The organism is Bradyrhizobium sp. BRP22 (assembly GCF_020194175.1).
Taxonomy (GTDB): domain Bacteria; phylum Pseudomonadota; class Alphaproteobacteria; order Rhizobiales; family Xanthobacteraceae; genus Bradyrhizobium.
On record NZ_JADYVX010000003.1, the window covers coordinates 365885 to 386656 of the forward strand.

A 20772-nucleotide genomic window follows, 5' to 3' on the forward strand; every position below is an offset into this window, starting at 1 on the left:
GTCACACCGCCAACATCTGCCCCTCGCGGGGCATGAAAGCCGGATGGACGACGTGGTTCTCGTTGATCAGCTCGCGATAGCGCGCCGGGTTGCCATAGGCCGATTGTGCCAGCCGCAACGCCGGGAAAACCGCCTGATGGTGGTAGCTGATCACGCGCGGGAGCTGCCGGCCGCGATCAGCCAGATGCTTCACGACGTCGCCGTGCAGGCGGATGATCGCCATATAGGTGCCGGCGTCGAGATCGTCGGCGGCGGCTTCCGCGGTCTGGTTGAACGCATCGTTCATGGCGGTGGCGACGGCGTCGACCTCGTCACGCGAGCGGAAGTTCGTGAACGCGATGATGCGCGCTTCGCATGCCAGGGTCAGGCGCACGATGGCGTTGACCGTCAGCACGGCCGGCAGGCTGAACGGGGTCTCGGCGAGCGCCGCCTTGCGCACGCGATCCATCGTCACCACGGTGGCGTAGCTGTACCGCGCCAGATCGAGGCACACCGCGAGCGCGTAGCCGAAGGTGCCCAGGTTGACCATGTTGGCGTCAGCCACCATCATGCCAACTGCGCGCCGCAACGCGGTGCCGACATCGCCGCGCGGATCGACCGCCGCCGACAGCACCACCGGGCCGATGCGCTGGACAATTCCAAGAACTTCGTCTGCTTCGTCGCCGGTCATGGCAGGTTCGGTACGCTGTTGGAGGTGTTGGCACCGGCATACGCCCGCGCGTAGGGCCGGATCTGCTGTGCGGTGTCGAGTGCAGGAGGTCCGATCACCGAACTCTCAACTGCATTCGCGGACTTCTGAATTTCGCCCGGTGTCGAGATGGTGGAGCGATTGACCGGGTCGCCGTACTCCACGAATGTCATCTCGACCGTGCAGAAGCCGCCGCGCTCCCGCGCTTCGGTGATGCTGTACTGCTGCACCATCACCTCGACATCGGCCATCTGATACGGGAGCGGCAGCCGCAGCCAGCCGGGACCATCCTTCTCCAGCGCCTCGATCAGCGAGTCCTTGTCGCGCAGATAGTTCGGCCCGATCAGGAAGCCCTGGACGGCGAAGCCGTTGGCGCTGCGGCCCATGTCCTCGGCATAGGGCGTGTTGCGCTTCGGATATTGATGCAGGGCCACGCGTCGGCCGCCGCCGCGCGCCTCGGTCTCGACATAGAAGATCGCGTTGCGAAACTTCGCGCGCTGGAACCGATCACGCCATGGATTGTGGATGTCCCTGATCGCGACCATCAGTCGGCCTCAATGCTCGCGGTTTCGGGCTTGTCGGTCGGCTGCATCTGCTTGTGCTGCGTGACCGTGCTTTTCTGGAACAGGTCGCCATTGGTGCTCGCGCTCGCGCGCGCCGCCGTGCCGTTCGAGGTGATGTTGACCGCGACCGAACCATCGACCTTGGTGCCGCCGGTCGCAGCGGTGTCGACCGCCTGATCGACACGGCGATAGGAAAACTGCCTGTCAGTCGGAAATGTCTTCGGCGAGTAGCCCATCGCCGCCGCACCGGCCGCGGTAATGTCGATGCCGCGCCCGGTGCGGGGATGAGGTCCGGTGTCGATGTGCGGCAGCACCATCGTTTTCCCGTCAGGCCCGGTCACCTCGTACAACTGCCCGGTAGGCTTGCCGTAGGATTTGGGGAGCGCGATGCCGGGCATGGTGTTCTTGAAGCCGCCCGCTGTCGGTCGCGACGCCGGCTCGGATAGATCACCGGGCCAACCTGCTGCACCGCCGCCGAACCAAGAGCCCTTGACGACCTTGCGATCGGCTGCGCTGCCGCCGGCTGCGCTCGGTCCGGCGTTCTTCGATGCGGCCACCGGATTTTTCTCGCCGCTCGGGCCGGTCCATTCGATGTGGGGCGCGTCGGTGTCCGGCAATGGCTGGCGCATGTTGCCCGCCGCCAGTGCTGCCTGGAATTTTTCAGGGTTGTCCTTGATCCATTGCTTCATCTGCGGCGACAGCGTCGCCTTGTTGTCGATGTCCCACGCCGCGCCATAGGCGTGCGAGGACCAGCCCTTGCCGCCGAGCCACGCCCGCTTCATGCGCTTGGAGTAGCCGCCGAAACTCTGGATCGGTGCGCCAGCCTCTTTCATCGCGGACGCGAACTTCCCGAAGTCTTGCGCTGCCTCCGGGTGCGCCGGCACCTTGCCGTAGGGCGTGTCTACCGTCGCCAGCTGGCTGGCTTCGAGCGGTTGATCACCGCGTCGCTGGAAGTAGTTCACAGGTCGCTGCCCGACCGGCCGGTCGCTGCTGGGGCCCTGCGGTGCGGTTGGCAGTGCGGCACCGGGAGGCGGCAGCGCCGCTTGTTTGCCGCCGGCAGCGCCGCCCGAACCGGGTGTCAAGTTCTGCTTGGGCCCGCCCGGCTGACCTGCGACGCCGTCACCGACAATGCCGCCACCGGCTGGTGCTGGCGCGCCGCCCGCGGTGCCGCCGCCCGTGCCGGGCGTGAGGTTGGTGTAACCGCCGCCGCCCCAGCCGCCAGCGCGACCACCAACGCCGTCGCCTGTTGCTGCACCTGCGCTGCCCCCGAACGCTGCTGGCGTGAAGCCGCCGCCGCCTGCTGCCTGTCCCGTCGTGACATAGCTTTGAAACTCGACTAGCGCCGCGAACACGCCTTCCTTGACCATCCGCGAAGCGTCGGACAGGCCACCGCCCTGGCCGAATGAGACCGGCGACATTCCCATCGCCAGACTTTCCGCTGGCGTGCGCGGCATGCGCTGCTGTGATGGCGGCAGGTACGACTGCGATGACGGTTGCCCGCCTTGGCCGGTCGCCCACTTCCAAGCATTCTGAATGACCTTGGTCCAGTTGTTCCAAGTCTCGATGTAGCCCTGGATTTCCTTCTCAAGGTTGGCCAGATCGCGCCCGAACTTCTCAAGCTCCTGCGACAGGAACGGAAACAGCTTGATGCCGGCGCGCTCGCCGAGCTGCACCATCGTGTCCTTCAAGTCGATCCATGCGTCGTTGAATTTGATGGTCTGCTGGATCTCGGCGGCGGTGGGCACGCGGACCTTGGCCTGAGCCTTGACGAATTCATCCAGCGACAGTCGTGCCTTATCGGCCCCGAGTCCGATGTCATCGAACCATTTGCGCGCCTTGAAGCCGGTGGGATCGGACTTCATCAGCACGTCTTTGAAGTCGAACGCGATCTTGAGTTTTTCGGCCTGCGTGGTCGCCGCCATCATCCGCTGCACGACGGGGCCGGCACCCATCTGGTACAGCTCGCTGCGCACGCCGCCGATGTTGTACCGCAAGCCGTCGGTGGTTTTCTTGAAGCTCTCCAGTCCTTGCACCATGCTTTCGCTGGAAATGCCGGCCTTCTCGGCCGCGAGCGACCACGCGCGAATGTCGCGCTCGCTCATGCCGAGTTCTTTGCTGGCGTAGCGCAGCTCGACCAGTCGGCCGGAAATATTGGTCAGCGAGCGCATCAGCCCGCCGAGTGCGAGCCCGGCACTCGCCGCGCCGAACCCGATGCCGCCAAGCGCAGGGAAGGCACCCTTTAATTCATTGCCAACTTTCTGGACTGATTGACTGAGCCGGGTGAACTCGGTGGTGAGTGTCCTGATGCCGGGCGCAGCCTTCTGCGGCACCAGCCCCAACTCGCGCCCGATCGTGCGGATCTGCGCCAGCGCCTGATCGCTGACGATGGTAGCCCGCATCCGTAGGACGTCATCAACCATGCTACCGTCTCATCGTTGAGGCCGCGTCTTCTCCGCGGTCTCCAGCAACTTGTCGGTCCACTCGATGTGCTGATGGACTTCGTCCAGCGGCAGCGCCAAGAACTCAGCCGGATTGCGCGAGTAGAATTTGGCGAGGCGATAGCAATTCAGTATTGCATCGCCTGCGCGCCCGGCGGGAAAAAACCCATCAGCGCATGGGCACAGGTGGACCAGTCCTCCGCGTCTAGAGCCTTGATCGTGGATGGCGGCACCTGCGCCAGCGTTGACATCATCATTCCCATCACCGCCGGATTGGGCCGCACCTGCCCGGTGCTCCAGTCGATGTTGATGGGATAGCCTTCGCCCATGCTCATGATGTCGCCGCCGGTCGGCCGACGAAATCTCAACTGCTTGATCATCTCGCCGTTCGCCATCACCGCCGTGGTGAGGTCGATCACCACTTCCTTCACGCGCTCTGCTTTCGCAGGCGCAGACGCCGCCGCTGCCGCCGCAGCTTCAGCCGCCTGTCCGTTGGCCTCTTTGGCCCTGAGTGCCGCCTCGGGCATCGTGCGCGCTCCTACTGGACTTCGTCGCACTGCACCCCTTCGAACCGGATGCGGAATTGGCCGTCGTGGGTGTTGATTTCGAGCGGTCCCTTGGTCCACGCATTACGCAGCACATAGACCGAGCCATTGATCAGCTCGGCCGTGACCGTGGCGTCGATGATGCCCTCCAGCGTCTCCAGCGAGATTTCAGGCAGCGTCGACACGTCGCCCTCGATGTAGGGGACGCGCGGCAATTCCTGATAACCGTGGACGTAGTCCTGGCCAGCGATGCCGGTGCGCTCGACCGGCGAGGACGATACGGTGAGGTTGCCCTTAAGCGGGATCATCCCGCCGTCGACTTTCAGAAACGCAGTACCTGCAATCGGTCCTTGCGGCATGGTGGCCTCTTTCGAAGCCCGCCTCCCATGTAGTTCCGCCTCACTTCACTTCGGAATAAACAGCGTGTTGCGACCGTCGAGGATCGCGGCGATTTCATAGGACGGCAGCAGTCGCATTGCCTCATTGCGCATGTTGTCGTCCAACGTCTCGATCAGCAGCGACGGTCGATCGCGCTCGATTGTTTGCATCGCGCCGCGCAGCACGCAAGGCTCATGGCGCTCGACATCGATTTTGATCGCACACAAATTATTTAATGCGAGCGCATCAATCGTAACGCGCCGAACGACGATGCTGTCGCGATGCTGGGCGTTGCCGTTTTCCAGCGAGGCACCGGTTGTGAGCGGCACGTTCGGATTGAAATGCAAGGTGCCGACGCCGTTGTCATCGGACGCGGCGACATCGAGCAGCATGACCGCGACCTTGTTGGCGGCAGCGTTGCATTCGAGCCGCCAGCGATTGGCGGGCATCGGCTCCAACGCGATTGCCGTCGCGCCGCGCTTGGCCGCAATGATGGAGAACAGACCGGTGTATGCGCCGACGTCGAGCGCGACCTTGCCCGGCTGCACCATCCTGGCCCATGCGGTCAGGGTCTCCGTCTCGTAGCCGCGACCGTAGGCCATGTGGAAGACCATCCGATCGTCGGTGTCGATGATCACTATCTCGGTCCCGTCGACCTCGACGATCATGCCCACGCCTCCTTGACCCATGGGATCGGACAATTATCCGGCTTGTTGTTGCCGCCGAAGTTGATCACGGCGGCCTGCTTCGGCGGGTGCATGGTGAGGTTACGGTAGTTGCAGAAGAAGTGCGGCGGCAGCAGCCGCTGCAGGAAGGGCGCGGACGGATACAGCTCCTCGATGCACGCCTGATCGCCGTGGCGGGCGTGGGTCATCATCAAGAGATCCCGCCGCTTGTCGAAGCCGTTCCAGATGAAGTTGCCCATGCCGCCGCCGATCACCATGACGCTTGAATTGTACTTGCAGGGATAGGCGGGGTTGGTGATCAGGCGGGTGAAGTTCTCGCAGATCGCGAACTCGCCGGCCACCTCAGTGAGCGGTGAGAGGTCGCCGATGATGACGGTGTCAAGGTCGAGATAGATGACCTTGGTCCGGTCGCGCCACGCTGGCTCGAACAGCGCCATCTTGCCCCACCAGCCCGGCAGCTGCAGGACGGCGATGTCCACAAAGGCGACACCCGAGCAGCGTTCGGGCTGATCGGTCAGGCAGACCATGGTGTAGGGCCGGGGCAGATGGCGCGCGACCATGTTGCGGAGTCTGGTGACGTACTCCATGCCATAGCGGGTGCCGGTGCGGACGCAGGCGATGATCAGGTCTGTCATCGGTAGTCCCCTAACCAACGAAGCATGCGGTCCGCGACCTTGTCCCACGTTTGCTCACGCGCAAATGTAGCGGAGGCGACCGGATCGATACTTTCGAGGATCAAGGACCATGGCGCGCGGCAGCCCTCGTACTGCACATGCCGAATGGTATCGAGCCGGTCCTGATAAATCAGGCCCTTCGGTGCTACGACCTGCGCGCCGCAATAGGCCAATTCCAGACAGGTCAAGCCGACGCTTTCCTTGTGGGTGACCATGTACACGTTGGTCTTGCGATAGCGTGGCGCGATCTCCTCGAACGGGATGTGTTTGCGATCGAACGGCGCGAATGACGGCGGGCTGTTGAGATCAACATTTTCGACGCCACCATTGACCAGCCGATGCACCCGGATGCTCTGCCAGCGTTCGCGCCATTTGCCGGTGTGGGCAAAATCCAGCACGTCGCGCGTCACCTCCACGGTGTGATCCGGCGTGCCGCCCTTGTAGTAGGGATGATCGATCAGGATGCGCAGCGTGCGCTCCGACTGCTCCGGGTACAATAGCTCCGGGTCCGCGGCCCAGCCGATGTAATGATTGCTCTTGGCGTAGCGACCCCATTCTTTGGTCCGGGTGCTGTCGTCGCGGAAGGTGAAGGTGCAGTCGACGCCGACCATGTGGTCGGCCAGATACTCATGCACGAGGCCGTCATGCAGCTGCGTCACCGCGCCCTGTACCTTGAGGGACAGGGCCGTCGCGCAGCCCGGCGGCTGATGGGTGAAGTAGCGCAGGCCCAGCGCCAGCACGTGGTCGCAGCCTCTGCCATCGACCTCGGCAAAGTAGCGCAACGGGTCCGGGTGCTTGGCCTCGATGAAGTGCAGCTCGACGCCGCGCTTCCGCAACTCGCGCGCCAGATAGAACGCCTGCACCCCGGTGAAATTCTTCACCTTGCGACGGTCTCTGATGTCCGGACCCACCACCAGCAATTTCATTGCGCCCAAAACTCCAGCTCGGCCCGCCATTCATCCGCGAACTCGCAATGCTCGAAGCCGGCCATGTTTGGCGTGCCATTGGTGAAGTGAACCAGCTTGGCCCACGGATCGGGTGGCCGGTCGCCGACCAGATGGTTCCAGCACGGTGCCAGCTCGCCGATGTCGGCATCGTCGAGCCATGAGAACTGATGCAGCCACAGGCCGCGCATGCTGTTGACGAGGGCAGGGGTGAGATGCCTGGTGCCCGGGTGATCGCAATTCCACAGCACCACGCTCGACCAGTTTTTTCTGGCGTAGGCGGTCTGCACCTGGCCGTCCATCTTGATGTCGCCGGCCGGCGCATAGTCGTGCTTGACCACCATGCACGCCTTCTTCGGATCGGCGGCGGCGAACAGCGCCGCCAGATTGACGCGCGCCATGACGTCGGCATCGACGAACAGCGCCCAGCCATGCCGCGCGATCGAGGGGACGAGAAAGCGGCTGATGGCGAACTCAGTGGACATCGGGGCCCCTGAGATCACGTCCCACAGCCGCCCGTCACGCCGCTCGGTGGGGCGGTCGTACAGTTTCGCCTGCCTCAGTGCGGCAAGGCTCAGCCCCCGGATGGGGATTGGCATGGTGAGCCGCCGTCTGATCGACTGGCGCGCGACGGCAAAGCCCTGCGTCTCCGCTGGCCGCGGATCGAAGCCAACCCAGATCGAGAGGGTGCCGCCGCCGAGCATGTCACGCTCCGACTTTCGCGCGCAGCATCGCCACTCCATCCTCCAGCGTCACTTTCTGGAAGCAGCGGATCGCCGATGCCGGGCAGGCGTTGACCACGTGGATGCCGTGCTGAGTGAAATAGGGCACATAAACGTTGAAGTGCGTCGCCCACGCTTCCCAGTTCGCGGCGTTCTGGGTGCGCCGCTTCAGATAGTGCCGATCGTTGAAGCGGAAACTGCCGCCCATGTTGGCGACGTCGAACGCACCATCATAGTCGAAGCCGAACAGCACGATCTGCTTGGCCCGCTTGTGGATGCAGATCTGGATCGCGCCGAAGCCCGACGTGCCGCCGCCATAGATTTCGCCGGGGTCGTCCGACAGGTTCTCGCCGTCCAGCCGCTTCAGGAAGGTGACGTTCTTGGACGGCGGCGGGCCGGTCTTGTTGAGCTGATCCTCGGGCACCGCCCAGTAGACCCGGCTCTGCACATTGGCGAGCTTGTCACGCCATTCCTTGTAGCGCGGCATGTCGAGGCCGAAGCCTGCATCCGCCCATGGAATGTCGAAGATCGAGCCCTTGACCGCGAGCACATGCGCGCCGCGCAGCTGCTCAAAGTCGAAGCCTCGCAGTGATGGGCCACCGCCCACCACCGCGACGGGCCTGTCGTCCCAGAACGGCTTGTTGACCTTGCCGTATACGTCCATTGCTTGTCCCGCCTTTCACTGGCGCGCCTCCCGCCAAGGCGCGCGCCACGCTGCATTAGGCCGCGATCTCGGTGTCGACGCCGCGGTTGTACTGAAGCCGGAATTGCGCCAGCACGGCGAAGATGCGCAGCTGGTTGATGAGATCCGGCGGATAGAGCACGTTGACCCGGTTCGGATCGGTGGGATCGCGCTCCACGATCAGGTTCTTCTTGAACGCCACGGCGTTCTCGACCCGGCCCAAGAACTCATCGAAGCGATACTGCGCGATCAGTTCGGCCTTGATGATCTTGGGCGTGACGATCGCCTGACCTGCACCGAAGCGGGTGCCGTCGTCGGCCAGCTTGTGGCGTGGATACTTGGAGGTGATGGCGTGACGCTGCGAGCGGAATAGCGCCGCCAGTGTCGCGAGCGTCGGCACCAGCTCGTAGGCGTCGTCGCCCTGACCATAAAGGTTCTTCTGATAGGTGGTGCTCTCCCGCAGGATCGCCGGGATGCCATCGCCGTTGATGCCTTGCGTGGCGATGCCAACTCCCGACAGGTCGTTGCACTCCTTCTTGGTGAAGCGCTGGTGCTTGGGCGCGGGCAGGCAACCCTCCAGCGTCAGCGTCTGCAACGGGCGCGCAGGGTCGTTCAAGAGCGCGCGGGCTGCCTTGGCGGCGTAGGCCGATGCCCAGCACCATGGCGGCGTCGGCGAGTGATGCTCGACACCCATGATCGAGACCACGCCGGAGTTGTTGCTGGGCCCGTACTGGATCAGGTCCCTGTAGCCCTTCTGGTCGCCCGTCACGACAGCGCCGGTCTTGGCCGCGAAGACGTGCCCATAGAGCTGACGCAACCAGCCCCACCTGCCTTCGTCCCCGAAGCCGTATTCGCTCTCCAAGAGCGCCAGCGAGGTGCTGTCGATGAAGCCGGTGGCGACGTACTCGTAGATTTCATCGCCAAGGTTTGTCAGCGCCTGCGTGATATCGGACGTCCCGGTGCCGCCGGTCAGCTTGTTGCCGCTGAGCGTGATGCCGAGACCGACCGGCACCTGCTCTGCCGCGAGCAGGCCGCCATAGGCCATGCGCACGTCGATGTCGTTGCCCTCGACGCCCTTCCACTTGCAGGTCAGGGTGATGAGAGGGCTGTCACTGCTGGCGGTCGTCGCGATCACCGGCATCGACGGATCGGCGTTGATGGCCGCCGCGATCTTGCCGCCCGTGACGCCAACGTCCTCACCCGCGGCGACGAAGACCTGGACCCGGCGGCCCGCGATGTAAACCGGCAGCGTGCCTGCGGAGACCGCGGGCGCGTCGACGGTGATGGTGCCGTTGGCCGCGACACCCGCCGCCGCTTCCACGATCGGCACCACCCATAGCTCCTGCGCAAAGTTGTTCTTGGTGAAGAACTCGACCATGCCATCGAGCATCGAGCCGAAGCCGAACAGTTGCCGCGCGTCGGCCTGCGACGGCACCGGGATCGGCACGTCGGGGAGGGCGCTGCCGCTCGGCAGCATGGTGCCGATCAAGAGCGAGGTCAGCCGCGACCGCGGATAACCGGCCATGCTTGGGTCCACTTCGACCCAATAGAGCGGCATCCGCCAGTTTTGGGGAATGGAATTGAATGACACGGGCATCGGCGCGGTCTCCTTCTTCGGTCAGAGGTGATGCGGCCCATCGGGTCCGCGTGGTCCCGCCTCAACTGTTCTGGTCCAGCTCGTACACGCGCGTGATCTGCGGCGTGCCGCCCTCGGCATGCTCCTCGTCGGGGAATTGCGTGGTGACGACCACCGTGTTGAAATCGTCCACGACCTTCGGCGGGAAGCGGCTGGAGAACTCCAGCACCATCTCGACCCTGATCTCGTAGAGCGTGGTTTCGCCGACCTTGGCGAACTGACCGACTCGGTCCATCGCGGCGACGCCCTCGGTCAGGCTGACGAAATCCGGATCGGAGAGCAGGATGTCGTCCAGTTCGCTCATCCATTCTTCCAGCGGCGGGATCTGCTCCTGCTTGTCGGTCTCGACATGGACGCCGCCGGAGAAGCCCAGCGTCAGGGTGTGCTTGAAGTGCGGCTCGGCGTGGTTGGCGTGACCGTCCTGCGCCCGCTGCTCCCGCAGGATGTAGACGCCAAGGATCGGCAGATCGCCCGGCTGCACCTGCAGCATCGGCGTCAGGCGGTAGGTCTTGAAGCGTGCGCCGAACCCCGCCTGCGCCAGCTCCATCGCCTTGAGTTGCACGGTGCTGGCGTAATGGCTCACGTCGGCGGCTCCTTGGTGCGAAGCAGCAGCGTCGCGCCGCCCTGGCCATCCTCGTCGCTGTCGCCGACCCAGTATTTCTCGCCGAAGGCGGGATGGCGGATGTCGATGATCTCGATCAGATCGCCCTGGTCCGGCGGGATCGTGAAGTCCCGCAGCCGGATGCCGAGCGATACCTCATGGTCGGAAAAGATCGTGCCGTCCTGCATCTCGACGTCGAGGTCGCGCTTGTTGTAGACGCCGGTCGCGTCATAGGCGGCCACGCCCGGTTGCGTTGCCAGTGGGGTGACGAGAACCTTGATCTCGAAGATCACCGATGCTGGCTTGAGAACCAGCGCGTCGAAGTCGATCATGCCGGACCTCAAAATGATGCGGCGCAGGCGGACGCCGCATCCAGTCGGGGAGCTACGTGAGGATCGCGCGCTGCAAGGCCAACGGCTTGGTGCAGAAGTTGAGCGCGTTCATCTGAACATCGAGGTTGATGCCCTTGTCGTTCGGCATCGGGTACTGCTTGACGTAACGCGGCTTGCCCATGGTGTTGACGGTCTCGATGTAGTCGGCCGGGGCGAACACGGTAGAGAACAGGTCCGGCACACCAATCGGATAGAGGTACGCCATGTTGGTCTCGATCATCGGCGTGGTGCCGACGTTGCCGCGATAGTTGGTCCAGAGGATGCCGCCGAACGGGAATGACGCCCACACCAGCCCGCCCGCATCGACGTAGCCCTGACGCAGCTCGGCTGCCGCCTGATAGTTCAGGTAGGTTTGCCGCACCTCGGGATGCTTGATGAACGCATCGAAGAACGCATCGCCGCACAATGCCTCGACGCCCGTGAAGCTGATGCCATCGAGGTTCGCGCCCATGGTGCGGACGATGCCGGCGCACTTCAGCCGCAGCGAGCCGTCCGGGGTGCCGGCGAAGTCGAGGTTCATGTCGATGTTTGGCGGCACCGGCAGGTTATACTCGTTGAACAGATCGAGCTTGGTGCCGTCGGCATAGGTGATGACGCCCTTGATCGCGCCGACGCGTGAATATTCCTGCGTGTATTCGAGGCTCTGACCGGCCTGCGCCATCCGTTCCGCGACCTTGGTCATCACCTGCTCGGTGCCGTCCTCCTGGCCGAACGGGCGCACGCCCTGCACCTCCTCGGCCATGACGGCGTCGTTGATCTCGAAATGCGGCACGCTCAGCATCCGCATCGAGCGCCGGCCACGGTCTTGCGTCTGGCCGGGGCCACCGCGCGGGGTGGGACGAACCAGCGTCAGCGTGTTGTTCTTCTCCTCGATCGAGAAGGCCGTGGTTGCGATGCTGCTGGTCGAGAACAGCCCGCGGCTTGAGACGTAGCCGGGCACAAATTTCAGGTTGTTGATGGCGAGCGTCAGCGGCACCACACCGAAGGCATCGCCGCGAAAGATATCGAGCATTTTCGTGATCCTCTCCTAAATGCTGCCTCTCGGTCAGCGGTTGCCGCCGCCTCTCACAGGCGAACGATGATGCCCTTGCTCGCAAGCGTGGTTGCGCCGATGACCTGCTCGGCGGTGGACATCGAACCCCAGAAGATCAGCCGGCCGTTGACCTCGGCATCACGCTCCAGCACCGCGATGCGCAGGTCATTTCCGGATGACGACACCCCGCCGTAGATCGCCAGCGCGTGGCAGTCCGCGCCGACCGTGGCAACGACGTAGGTCGCGGGCTTGTCGGTGGTCGCCTCTGCGGTCTTCTTCAGCGGCTGGCCGACCTTGACGGCAGAGGGATCGGCAAGGAACGCATTGCCGCGCGAGCGATGACCGTTCGCTTCCGACAGAATGAACTCCGCCGTATGCGTGCCTTCGTTCTGAATGGGAAACTGCGGGGACATATCGTTCTCCTTTCCATGCCCTTGTGGGGCGGTTCACTTCACGCGGGCATTGAGCTTGTCGGTGATCTTTCCCCACAGCGTCGCGGGTGCGACCGTCTTGTCGATCAGGGGATGGTGCGGCAGCACGTCGGTCCTGGCCGCGCGCAGCGTGAGCAGGTCCTTGCGCACGTCGTCGACCGGCTTGGCCGCGCGCACGAAGTAGCCGACGCGCTCGGGCATGCCGGCGAGCACGCACAGATCGGTGACGCTGGCGACATACGCCTTGTGCTCGTCGATGCCCTGCTGCTTGGCGGCGTTGAGATCCACCACCTTGGCGGCGGGCGCTGGCTCGGTGACGGCGGGCGCGGTCGCCGGTTCTTCTTCAACGGGCGAAGCCGGTGGCGCTGCCGGCGGCACCACCGGCTTCTCAGGCTCTGTGGCAGGAGGAGGCGGGTCGCCCTGCACGTCACCTGTCTCGGCACGGAAGCGCTCTGCCGCGGCCTTCGGCATCAAGCGCAACGAAAAGTTGGCGGCCATCTTCACCGGCTTGGTGACTTCGTCGGCGAAGCCCAGCTCCTTGGCTTCGGCCGCGTCCATCAGGCGGTCCTCTTTCATCAGCGCCTTGACCTTGGCGGCGCTGCTGCCGGTGCGCGCGACGTAGGTCGCGGCGATCGACTTGTCGATGCGATCGAGGTCGGCGGCGATCGTGCGCATGTCGTCGGCATCGCCCATCACAAAGCCGCTGGCGTTGTGGATCAGCATGAAGGCGTTCGACGGCATGACGATCTTGTCGGCCGCCATCGCGATATACGACGCGATCGATGCGGCAATACCGTCCACATGCGCGGTGACCTTGGCCTTGTGGTTCTTGATCGCGTTGTGGATTGCCACGCCGTCGAACACGTCGCCGCCCGGCGAGTTGATGCGCAGCGTGATGCTGTCGATATCGCCCAGCGCGGCGAGGTCATCGAGGAATTGCTTGGCCGCAACCGTCTCTTCGCCCCAGAATGATTTGCCGATCTCGTCGTAGATGACGATCTCTGCGTTCGTGTCCTCGGCCTTCATCGTGAACCACTGGCGCATGATCTAGCCTCCATCCTCGGCCGCGGCTCGATCCGCAGCGTCTTGCGCCGCCTGATCGGCGGCTTCCTGATCGGCGGCGTCTTTGGCGGCCTGCTCCTCCGGCGTCAGCGGCTGGTTGGCGGCAGCGGTGTGGACCGCAAAGACGAGGTTCAATCGTTCCTCGCGCGCATGGTCGGCTGCGATGCGCTGATCGTTTTCTTCCGGGTCTGAGCCTTCAGCTTCGATCACGTCGCTGCGGCTCTTGAAGCCCGCATCGACTGCGAGTTTTTCGGCCTGACGGTCCTTGAGCGGATCGACCCAGTCATTGCGCTGCGGTATCCACTTCGCGCGCTGATAGGTCGGCTGATTGAGCAGGTAGTCGGTCTCGTTGATCGGCAGTGCCTGGGCCAGCACCGCGGTATCCATCCAGCGCCGCCAGATCGGCGTGCACATCTGAAAGACGATGACGTTGTGCTGGAATTGCTCCAGCTTGCGCCGGTACTCGACGATGGAGCCGCGCAGCGAGGAATAGTTGGCGCGGCGCAGATCTGAGGTGCAGACCGAGTAGGGGATGCCGAGTGCGCCGAACAGCGCGAGCTGCTGGCGATACTGATATGCCTCGTAAGCGCCGCCGACGTCCGCCGGTTCGGAGAACTTGATGTCCTCGCCCGGCAGCAGCGTCTGCATGGTGCCCGGCTCCAGCCCGGACAGCGCGATGTTCTCCTGTGGCGCGGAGCTGTCGATGCCGTCGATCGGGACGACGTCCTCGGGTGTCGCGGTGGTGATGAAGCCGGCGAACATCGCGGCGATGCGCTTCCGCTCCAACTCGGCGTCGTCGTACTGGTCGAGGAAGAACATCCGGATCAGAGCCGGCGTGACCAGTGGCACCCCGCGCATCTGACCAGGCCGGGTGCATTTGAAGATGTGCAGCACCTCGCTTGCCGGCACCCGCACCGGCTCCAACTGCGGCACGGGCTCGACGGCGGCATCGCCGGGATGGGTGGGAAAGAAGTAATAGGCGGTACGGCGGCCCCGGTAGTCCAGCTCGATGCCGTTCATGATGTAGTTGCCGTTGGCGGCGAACTGGTTGAGCCAGTAGGGGCACATCTCGCTTTCGAGCAACTGCACCTGCAGCGGCACCAGAAAGCCGTCCGAGACGTTGCGGGGCCGGAAGCGGATGAAGCACTCGCCGGCCTCGAACAGCGCGCGCGCAACGATGGTCTGCAGGCCGTAGAAGTCGGCGATGCCATCGGCGTCGCACTGGTCCGTCCAGTCCAGCCAGAGCTGCATCATGGCGGCGCGCAGGTCGGGCTGGTCGGTGAGCAGCGAGGAGGGCTTGATGCCGGTGCCGATCAGGTTCGCGGTGAAGCTCTCGCAGGCGGCGTTGGCATGAGCGTTGTTGCGCAGCGCATCGCGGCAACGCGCGCGGAGCAGCGGGCCTTGCGAGGCCATGATGGCGTTGGTGGTGTTCTGCGTCGGCTGCCAGCTCTTGAGCCGCCGCCGGTTGCGCCCGCCATCGAAATCATTGCGGGCGGCTTTGCCGGTGCGCGAGATGAACTTGCCGAGCGCGCCCTCCGACAGCATGTCGCGCAGCGCGCCCATCGCTACAGCCCCTTGTCGGCTTGCGTGGTCATCCTGATCTGACGCACGCGACCGCCCTGGCCCTGCAGCTCGGCGAGTTCTTCTTCGAGGTCGTTGAGGATCTGGCGCAGCTCGGTGAGCGAGCGGAATTCGGTGCGCTTGTCGCCATAGCCGGCGCTGTTGACGCCGGAAATGATGACCGACTTCAGCGCCGCGATCTGCGCGATGATCTCTTCAGGCGTAGACTTGCCGCGAGGCATTGCCGGGAGCCGTCAGGCTCCGAGATAATTCGACCTGATGATGCGTCTCACCCTTCGCCCACGCGGTGGTGGCGGTGCGTCTGGGGGCGCGAAGGTCGCGCTAACTACCTCGGATGGGGTTTCCGGCTGCCTGCCGACGCCATTCGTAGTCCCAGTGTGAACCTTTTGCAATGGTATGCGCTGCACGTTCAGCAGATAGCCGGCCGCCGCCTGCATCGCCTCGCAGTCGAAGAAGTGGTTGTCCCGACTGCGCTGCACCCACTCGACCTTGCCGGTCGGCTGCTTGAGCCGCGCCTCGCTGACGAGCTGGTGGCAGTAATCGTCGTCCACGCCCTTGAACACATGCCAGCCGCCGATGTGGGCCTCGGGCCAGCGCAGCCGTTCGTGCACCCAGCTTTTCCAGTGATCGGTGTCCAATCTCACCAGATCGAGTCCGTACTTGGCGGCGCGGCCATCCTTGCGGCTGACCTCGATCTTGGAAAAAATCAGCGGCGTGCGCATCGGTGCGCTCGACCCCTTGGTCGGCCGCACCCGGCGCATGAAGCGGCGGCAGAACTCATAGACCCGGTTGAGCGGCAGGGTGTCGGTCTTGCCTGGACGAAAGCCGCTGTCGACGAAGGCGAGCTTGATCGGCACGCCGTCGATCGGCGTTGCGACCAGATCGCCCAGCGCATTCCAGATGTCCTCCTCGGTGGTGTCGCCCCGGAGATAGCCGTAGTTGACCAGCCATGAGGTGGCGCGTGCGCCCCAGCCGCGGATCACCCACGGGATCGAATGCTTCTGCACGTCGCAGGTCAATGTCAGATACAGCACGTCGTCTGGCACGGTGCCGCGCTGGTAGCTGGCCGCGCGCGACTTCTCCTTGATCTCCATCCATTCCGGCACCTCGCCGCCGCCCGGCGAGTACAGTTCGCCGAACCCGGCGTTGATCGCCTGCTGCACCATGGCGTCATCGCCGCTCTGCTGCGCCTCGACCAGCACCGCGACCCGTTCGCCGAAGGTGACGAACGGAGAGGCCAGACCGCTGACCCAGTACGAGATCGACTTTGACTCGTGCGGAGCGCCGTGAATGTTGCCGCCCTTGTCGACGCTTTGGCCCGGCGCGACATATCGGCCGCGCGCATTCATGTCGGCCTTGTGGTGGTCCTCGATCACGCCGGCACAGTGCGGGCATTCGAGGAAGGTCTCGCGCGCAGCTTCCAGCGGTCCCGCCTTCAGCGGATAGCGCAAGAGGTTGAAGCGCGGCACGAAATAGGCGGCGCAGTGTGGACATGGCCAACACCAGTGATGCCGCGTGCCCTGCTGCCAGAGCTGCCAGATCGGGCTCTCGATGTCCTCGGGCACGGCGACCTCCCAGAAGTGCAGGCCGCTGACTTCATCCTTTGCCGCCGCGACCCTGCCGCGCTTGGGCGTCGACGTCACAACGCAAACGAAGTCGGCGAAGGTGTCGCCGCGGCGCTCGACCAGACCGAGCGGGCCGCCCTGATTGTTCACGTTGTCGCGCATCTCGTCGTATTCATCGACCAGTGCCAGGACCGCCGGATCTGACTTCAGCGCGGTTGACGATCCCGAATGCGCGAGGCGGAACGGCACGCCCGCCACCACCTTTCGGGTCTTGGTCATGCGCTTGCCGCGCGCCACCTTGGCCATCAAGGTCGGCGCTTCATCCAGCAGCGCCATGACGCGCGGCTCGAACTGCTCGGTGAGGAATTGCTTGTTGGGTCCGACGTACAGGATGGGGCCGGGCCGCTGATCGAGCCGCTGGCCGGCGACGTCGAGCATCGCCTCGCTCTTGCCGGTCTGCGCGCCGAACACCATGATGACGCGCTTGGAGACGCCGCTGGCGATGACGCGCTCGGGCTCGATCACATAGGGTGTGAGGAGCGGATCACGCGGCCCCGGCACCGCTGCCGTTGCCGGATAGGTCCGGTTCGCCGCCGCCCACAGGTCCGGCTCCATCGGCTCTGACGGCATCATCAGCGCCGCGAACCGTCTCCAGCCGTATGGCCTGTGCCATTGCGTGCTCTGCGATCCGACGAAGTCGAGCATTGACCTCTCGCTCGATGATCCTGCGCAAGGTCAGATCACGAGTGCAGGCCGCAGCCAACCCCGCGAATTCGCTTCGCACCTCGCCAGCGAGGCTGTCGATCATCTCCTCATAGACTTCGAGCGGGACCAATCGACCGAGCCGCTGGTTGGTGCGCACCTCGATCTCGCGCGCTTTGGCATCGCGCATCCGGCTGTCGGCCGCCGACTTCTGCGAGCGGCGGTCCTCATCGCGCAGCCAGCGCACATAGCCCTGACAGGCGTCGAACCAGTTGTACTGCGCTTTCCGGCCGGTGGTCTTGAGCCAGCCCTGCGCCACGAACTGCGAGATGCGCGGCGTGGTGACACCCCAGCACCTGGCTAGCGTCGCGCTGTCGGTGAGCATGACGTTGTCGCGCGACCATTTGGCAAAACCTCGGATGAGGTCGGCCAGTCGCCAACTGTCTTTGCCGATCGGTTTGATGAAGCCCTCGCGCTGCAGTTTTTTGAGTTCGTCCGGGTGCTCCATCAACAGCAGCGACATCGCCAGCGCGGTCGACACCGTCCCAGCCTCGTTTTCTGCCATTTCAGCCTCCACAGCCTCCGATTGAAAGATTTTTGTCGGGATGATCCAAAATTGAAAGAATTTCCTCCCCGAAATGATAAGTTTGGCTTCACTGCACCGGCAAATTGTCTAGTGTTTTCAAGTGGTTCGGCGGCGGTCGCCGGAACCGGGAACTTCACCGGGCATTTTCGGAGCAAGCGAAGTGCACCCCTCTATTTCCTCCCTCACGTTCGGCGCGGAATTCGAAGTCATCCTTCCGTCCGATCGCAACCGCGCCAGCGCTGCGTCGGCGGTTGCCGCGCATTCCGGCCTTACCGTCGTTTCCGCCGTGCTCGGCGGCCGTCCCGTCACCACGTGGAAGGTCGTCTCCGACGCTTCGGTTTCGGGCGGCGGCGCTGGTCTCGAATTCGTCTCGCCGGTCTTGAAGGGCGCGGACGGCCTTGAACAGGTTCGCAAGATTTGCGCAGCGCTTACTTCCATCGGTGCGACCGTCAACACCACATGCGGCTTCCACGTTCATGTGGGCGCGCGCGATCAGGCCGACAATCCGGAGTTTTTCAAAAACCTGCTGAAGCTCTACGGCAAGTTTGAGGAGGCGCTGGACGGCATCATGCCGGCGTCGCGTCGCGGCAATGCCAACCGCTATTGCGCGTCGATCGTTCGCTATGCGCCGAATGTCGACCGGGCGCGCAGCGTGCAGGAAGTCATCGGCACCATTCCGGGCCGCTATCACAAACTCAATCTTGCGGCGTTCAAGAAGCACCGCACCGTCGAATTCCGCCAGCATGCCGGAACGGTTGACGGCGAGAAGGCAGTCAACTGGATCGTCGTTTGCCTCAAGCTGGTCGCCGCCGCGAAGGCCGGCAAGACCGGTGCGGGTCCGGCGATTGCGCGGGATTTTTCTCGGCTCGATGCGAAGGCGCGGGCGGTCGCGGATGCGATCAGCAAACCCGAAGGTGCGACCGCGGAAGAAATCCGTGCGGCGAACGGTTTTCGTGCGCTCTCGGTCAAGCGGCAGGTGGCCATCGCGGGCTTGCAGGTTCGCGTCGTCAAAGAGCGCGGCAAAGAGCGGTTTTTCCTCGTCGCGCAGACTGACCCCGGCCGCACCGTGCCGTCGACGCTGGAGGGGCTGTTCGAGGTGATCGATGCCTCGCCAGAGGAAGCCGCCTTCCTGCGCTCGCGCGCGCAGCGTCTCGCCTAACGACGTTTCGACGGTGCGGCCCATCGCGGGCCGCACAACGAAGCGGCCAACCGGTTCTTCACAACCAACAGTCAACAGGAGCAAGCCACATGACCACGTTTACGAAACTTTGGGTTCTGAAATCGCCAGTGCAGGTCGCGGCCGGCACCGTGCTCACCGTCAGCTTGAAGGGCGGTCGCACCAAGGAAGTGCCGGTTGGCCAGTTCATTGGCCAGCGCGGCGCGAACTACCTCTACCTGCCCGCCGCGCAGGCCGACGACGCCGACGCGGAAGCGGGTGTGAGGAGCGAGCCCATGCTGTACTTCGCCTATGGATCAAACCTCAACAAGAAGCAGATGGCGCGGCGCTGCCCGGCGGCTGTGCCGCTCGGCAAGCTGATCATGCCGAACACGCAGCTCGTGTTCCGCGGCGTCGCCGATGTCATCCGCGCCGATGGTGTCGAGTGCCCAGGTGGCATCTGGCGGATCACGCCGGAATGCGAGGCGGCGCTGGATCGCTATGAGGGCTTCGATCCGGACTACCCTGATCGCGGCATGTACACCAAAGAGTACGTGCGCGTCGCCGGGCTGCCGGATGGCGCGACCGAGATCATGCTCTACGTGATGAACTCGTCCGGCATCTATCCGCCGTCCGAATACTATTTCGACGTCATCAGGCAGGGCTATCGCGACTTCGGTCTGGATACCGCGGCGCTGCGGATGGCGCTGAAGCACTCGCACGATGAGAAGCGCCCGACACACGTTGAGCGCAAGCGGACGCGGCGCATGGGCCGCCCCGCGCTCGCACCGCGGCCGGCAGGCAAGCCGGTGCAGTCCAAGGCAGAGCGCAAGGCCGACAAGAAAGCCGCGCGCAAGGCCGACAGGAAGGCCGACAAGACCGCGCGCCAGATGTACCGCGACCCGCAAGCCGACCTGACCCCCGAGCAGCGCCGCCGGAAGATCACCAACCTGACCGAATGGCTGCGCGACCGCCGCAACAACGGCATCAAGCACTGACCCCCGAACCCACATTTTGGAGCAAGCAAAATGTCCAACAATCCTAAGAACGCACCATTCGCCAACAAAGCCATCGCTCTCCCTGTTCTCGCATTGCTGTTGCTCGGCGGGATCATGAGTTCGGGCGGCAGCCATAGCGGCGCGGAGACGCCAGCACCGAAGCCGGCTGCAGCACCGGTCAAGCGACCGGCACCCGGTTCGACGGTGGTCGCCAAACGCGACACAGTGGCATGCATCGAATTTAAAGACGCGCTTGGCGTCGTTGCCAATGAGATCAGCCCCGGCATCCACATGGATAACAAGCACCTGATCGCAGCAGGCCGCTGCGTCGAGCTGCCGTTCGGCACCGTGGTTACCGAGGATGCCAGCGAACGCACAATCGCTGCGCCGAATGCCCGGTGCGTCCGGGTCGACGGTGCGCCTCGTCGCGCGCCGTGCCTTTGGGTGCTGGTTCAGCGTTTGGCGATCATCACCGATTGACCCTTCGCCCCTGCGCTCCATGCGAGCGCAGTACGAAGCGCCATTCCGGTGACTTCACATTTGGAGCAAGCAAATGAATACCGAAGCCGAACGCCTGAGGGCGCGCGTCGAAGCGCTCGAAAAGATGCTGGCCGAACTGGAGCGGGTGCTGGCGCAAAGCCGTCGCTGTCAGCGACTGGCCCAATCCGGCACGCGCAAAAGCGCGCCGGTCACCCACTAGCTGGAGCGA

At 64.3% G+C, this 20772-nt stretch carries 24 protein-coding genes; 4 read left to right on the forward strand and 20 right to left on the reverse strand.

The features are described 5' to 3' along the window. Position 1: 1 nt before the first annotated feature. The 20 genes from I6F35_RS06365 to I6F35_RS06460 form a co-directional block, all read right to left on the reverse strand. Positions 2–670 (reverse strand): hypothetical protein, encoded by a 669-nt coding sequence (locus tag I6F35_RS06365; protein WP_225116797.1) that lies wholly within the window; start codon positions 668–670, stop codon positions 2–4. Next, positions 667–1233 (reverse strand): DNA circularization N-terminal domain-containing protein, encoded by a 567-nt coding sequence (locus I6F35_RS06370; protein WP_225116798.1) that lies wholly within the window; start codon positions 1231–1233, stop codon positions 667–669. Before I6F35_RS06370 ends, I6F35_RS06365 begins: the two co-directional genes overlap by 4 nt. Beyond that, complete coding sequence (locus I6F35_RS06375) at positions 1233–3671, reverse strand: hypothetical protein (protein ID WP_225116799.1); 2439 nt, start codon at positions 3669–3671, stop codon at positions 1233–1235. The genes I6F35_RS06370 and I6F35_RS06375 overlap by 1 nt, the downstream gene beginning before the upstream one ends. Positions 3672–3817: 146 nt before the next feature. Next, positions 3818–4216 (reverse strand): phage tail assembly protein, encoded by a 399-nt coding sequence (locus I6F35_RS06380; protein WP_225116800.1) that lies wholly within the window; start codon positions 4214–4216, stop codon positions 3818–3820. An 11-nt stretch (positions 4217–4227) separates the two neighbouring features. Next, positions 4228–4593: a phage tail tube protein gene (locus I6F35_RS06385; RefSeq protein WP_225116801.1), complete on the reverse strand. Its 366-nt coding sequence runs from the start codon at positions 4591–4593 to the stop codon at positions 4228–4230. A gap of 45 nt (positions 4594–4638) precedes the next feature. Beyond that, entirely contained in the window at positions 4639–5280 is a 642-nt protein-coding gene (locus I6F35_RS06390) for an FkbM family methyltransferase (RefSeq protein ID WP_225116802.1), read from the reverse strand. Next, the gene (locus tag I6F35_RS06395; protein WP_225116803.1) at positions 5277–5933 is read right to left on the reverse strand and encodes a hypothetical protein; all 657 of its coding nucleotides are present in this window, start codon (positions 5931–5933) and stop codon (positions 5277–5279) included. The genes I6F35_RS06390 and I6F35_RS06395 overlap by 4 nt, the downstream gene beginning before the upstream one ends. Next, positions 5930–6898: a hypothetical protein gene (locus tag I6F35_RS06400; protein ID WP_225116804.1), complete on the reverse strand. Its 969-nt coding sequence runs from the start codon at positions 6896–6898 to the stop codon at positions 5930–5932. The genes I6F35_RS06395 and I6F35_RS06400 overlap by 4 nt, the downstream gene beginning before the upstream one ends. Then, a complete protein-coding gene (locus tag I6F35_RS06405) occupies positions 6895–7620 on the reverse strand; it encodes a hypothetical protein (RefSeq protein ID WP_225116805.1) in 726 nt (241 codons plus the stop codon). Before I6F35_RS06405 ends, I6F35_RS06400 begins: the two co-directional genes overlap by 4 nt. Position 7621: 1 nt before the next feature. After that, positions 7622–8302 carry a hypothetical protein gene (locus I6F35_RS06410; RefSeq protein WP_225116806.1) on the reverse strand — a complete coding sequence of 227 codons (681 nt, stop codon included), beginning with the start codon at positions 8300–8302 and terminating at the stop codon, positions 7622–7624. A gap of 55 nt (positions 8303–8357) precedes the next feature. Continuing rightward, the gene (locus I6F35_RS06415; RefSeq protein ID WP_225116807.1) at positions 8358–9917 is read right to left on the reverse strand and encodes a phage tail sheath subtilisin-like domain-containing protein; all 1560 of its coding nucleotides are present in this window, start codon (positions 9915–9917) and stop codon (positions 8358–8360) included. A gap of 61 nt (positions 9918–9978) precedes the next feature. After that, positions 9979–10539 (reverse strand): hypothetical protein, encoded by a 561-nt coding sequence (locus I6F35_RS06420; RefSeq protein WP_225116808.1) that lies wholly within the window; start codon positions 10537–10539, stop codon positions 9979–9981. After that, on the reverse strand, positions 10536–10889 hold the full coding sequence (locus tag I6F35_RS06425; RefSeq protein ID WP_225116809.1) for a hypothetical protein: 354 nt from the start codon (positions 10887–10889) through the stop codon (positions 10536–10538). The genes I6F35_RS06420 and I6F35_RS06425 overlap by 4 nt, the downstream gene beginning before the upstream one ends. A gap of 52 nt (positions 10890–10941) precedes the next feature. After that, on the reverse strand, positions 10942–11961 hold the full coding sequence (locus I6F35_RS06430; protein ID WP_225116810.1) for a major capsid protein: 1020 nt from the start codon (positions 11959–11961) through the stop codon (positions 10942–10944). A 53-nt stretch (positions 11962–12014) separates the two neighbouring features. After that, complete coding sequence (locus I6F35_RS06435) at positions 12015–12395, reverse strand: head decoration protein (protein ID WP_225116811.1); 381 nt, start codon at positions 12393–12395, stop codon at positions 12015–12017. A 33-nt stretch (positions 12396–12428) separates the two neighbouring features. Further along, positions 12429–13457 carry a head maturation protease, ClpP-related gene (locus I6F35_RS06440; RefSeq protein WP_225116812.1) on the reverse strand — a complete coding sequence of 343 codons (1029 nt, stop codon included), beginning with the start codon at positions 13455–13457 and terminating at the stop codon, positions 12429–12431. Positions 13458–13460: 3 nt separating this feature from the next. Beyond that, positions 13461–15038 carry a phage portal protein gene (locus I6F35_RS06445; protein WP_225116813.1) on the reverse strand — a complete coding sequence of 526 codons (1578 nt, stop codon included), beginning with the start codon at positions 15036–15038 and terminating at the stop codon, positions 13461–13463. 2 nt (positions 15039–15040) lie between these two features. Then, positions 15041–15277, reverse strand: a complete 237-nt coding sequence (locus I6F35_RS06450) for a hypothetical protein (protein WP_225116814.1) — start codon at positions 15275–15277, stop codon at positions 15041–15043. Positions 15278–15289: 12 nt separating this feature from the next. Continuing rightward, the gene (locus I6F35_RS06455; protein WP_225116815.1) at positions 15290–17254 is read right to left on the reverse strand and encodes a terminase gpA endonuclease subunit; all 1965 of its coding nucleotides are present in this window, start codon (positions 17252–17254) and stop codon (positions 15290–15292) included. Then, positions 17166–17846: a hypothetical protein gene (locus I6F35_RS06460; RefSeq protein WP_225116816.1), complete on the reverse strand. Its 681-nt coding sequence runs from the start codon at positions 17844–17846 to the stop codon at positions 17166–17168. Before I6F35_RS06460 ends, I6F35_RS06455 begins: the two co-directional genes overlap by 89 nt. Positions 17847–18069: 223 nt before the next feature. Here I6F35_RS06460 and I6F35_RS06465 point away from each other — a divergent pair, with 223 nt between their 5' ends. From I6F35_RS06465 to I6F35_RS06480, 4 genes are all read left to right on the forward strand, one after another. Next, a complete protein-coding gene (locus I6F35_RS06465) occupies positions 18070–19068 on the forward strand; it encodes an amidoligase family protein (RefSeq protein WP_225116817.1) in 999 nt (332 codons plus the stop codon). An 89-nt stretch (positions 19069–19157) separates the two neighbouring features. Then, on the forward strand, positions 19158–20063 hold the full coding sequence (locus tag I6F35_RS06470) for a gamma-glutamylcyclotransferase family protein (RefSeq protein WP_225116818.1): 906 nt from the start codon (positions 19158–19160) through the stop codon (positions 20061–20063). Between the two features lie 30 nt (positions 20064–20093). Next, positions 20094–20543 (forward strand): hypothetical protein, encoded by a 450-nt coding sequence (locus tag I6F35_RS06475; protein WP_225116819.1) that lies wholly within the window; start codon positions 20094–20096, stop codon positions 20541–20543. A gap of 73 nt (positions 20544–20616) precedes the next feature. Beyond that, positions 20617–20763 carry a hypothetical protein gene (locus I6F35_RS06480; RefSeq protein ID WP_225116820.1) on the forward strand — a complete coding sequence of 49 codons (147 nt, stop codon included), beginning with the start codon at positions 20617–20619 and terminating at the stop codon, positions 20761–20763. Positions 20764–20772 lie beyond the last annotated feature (9 nt).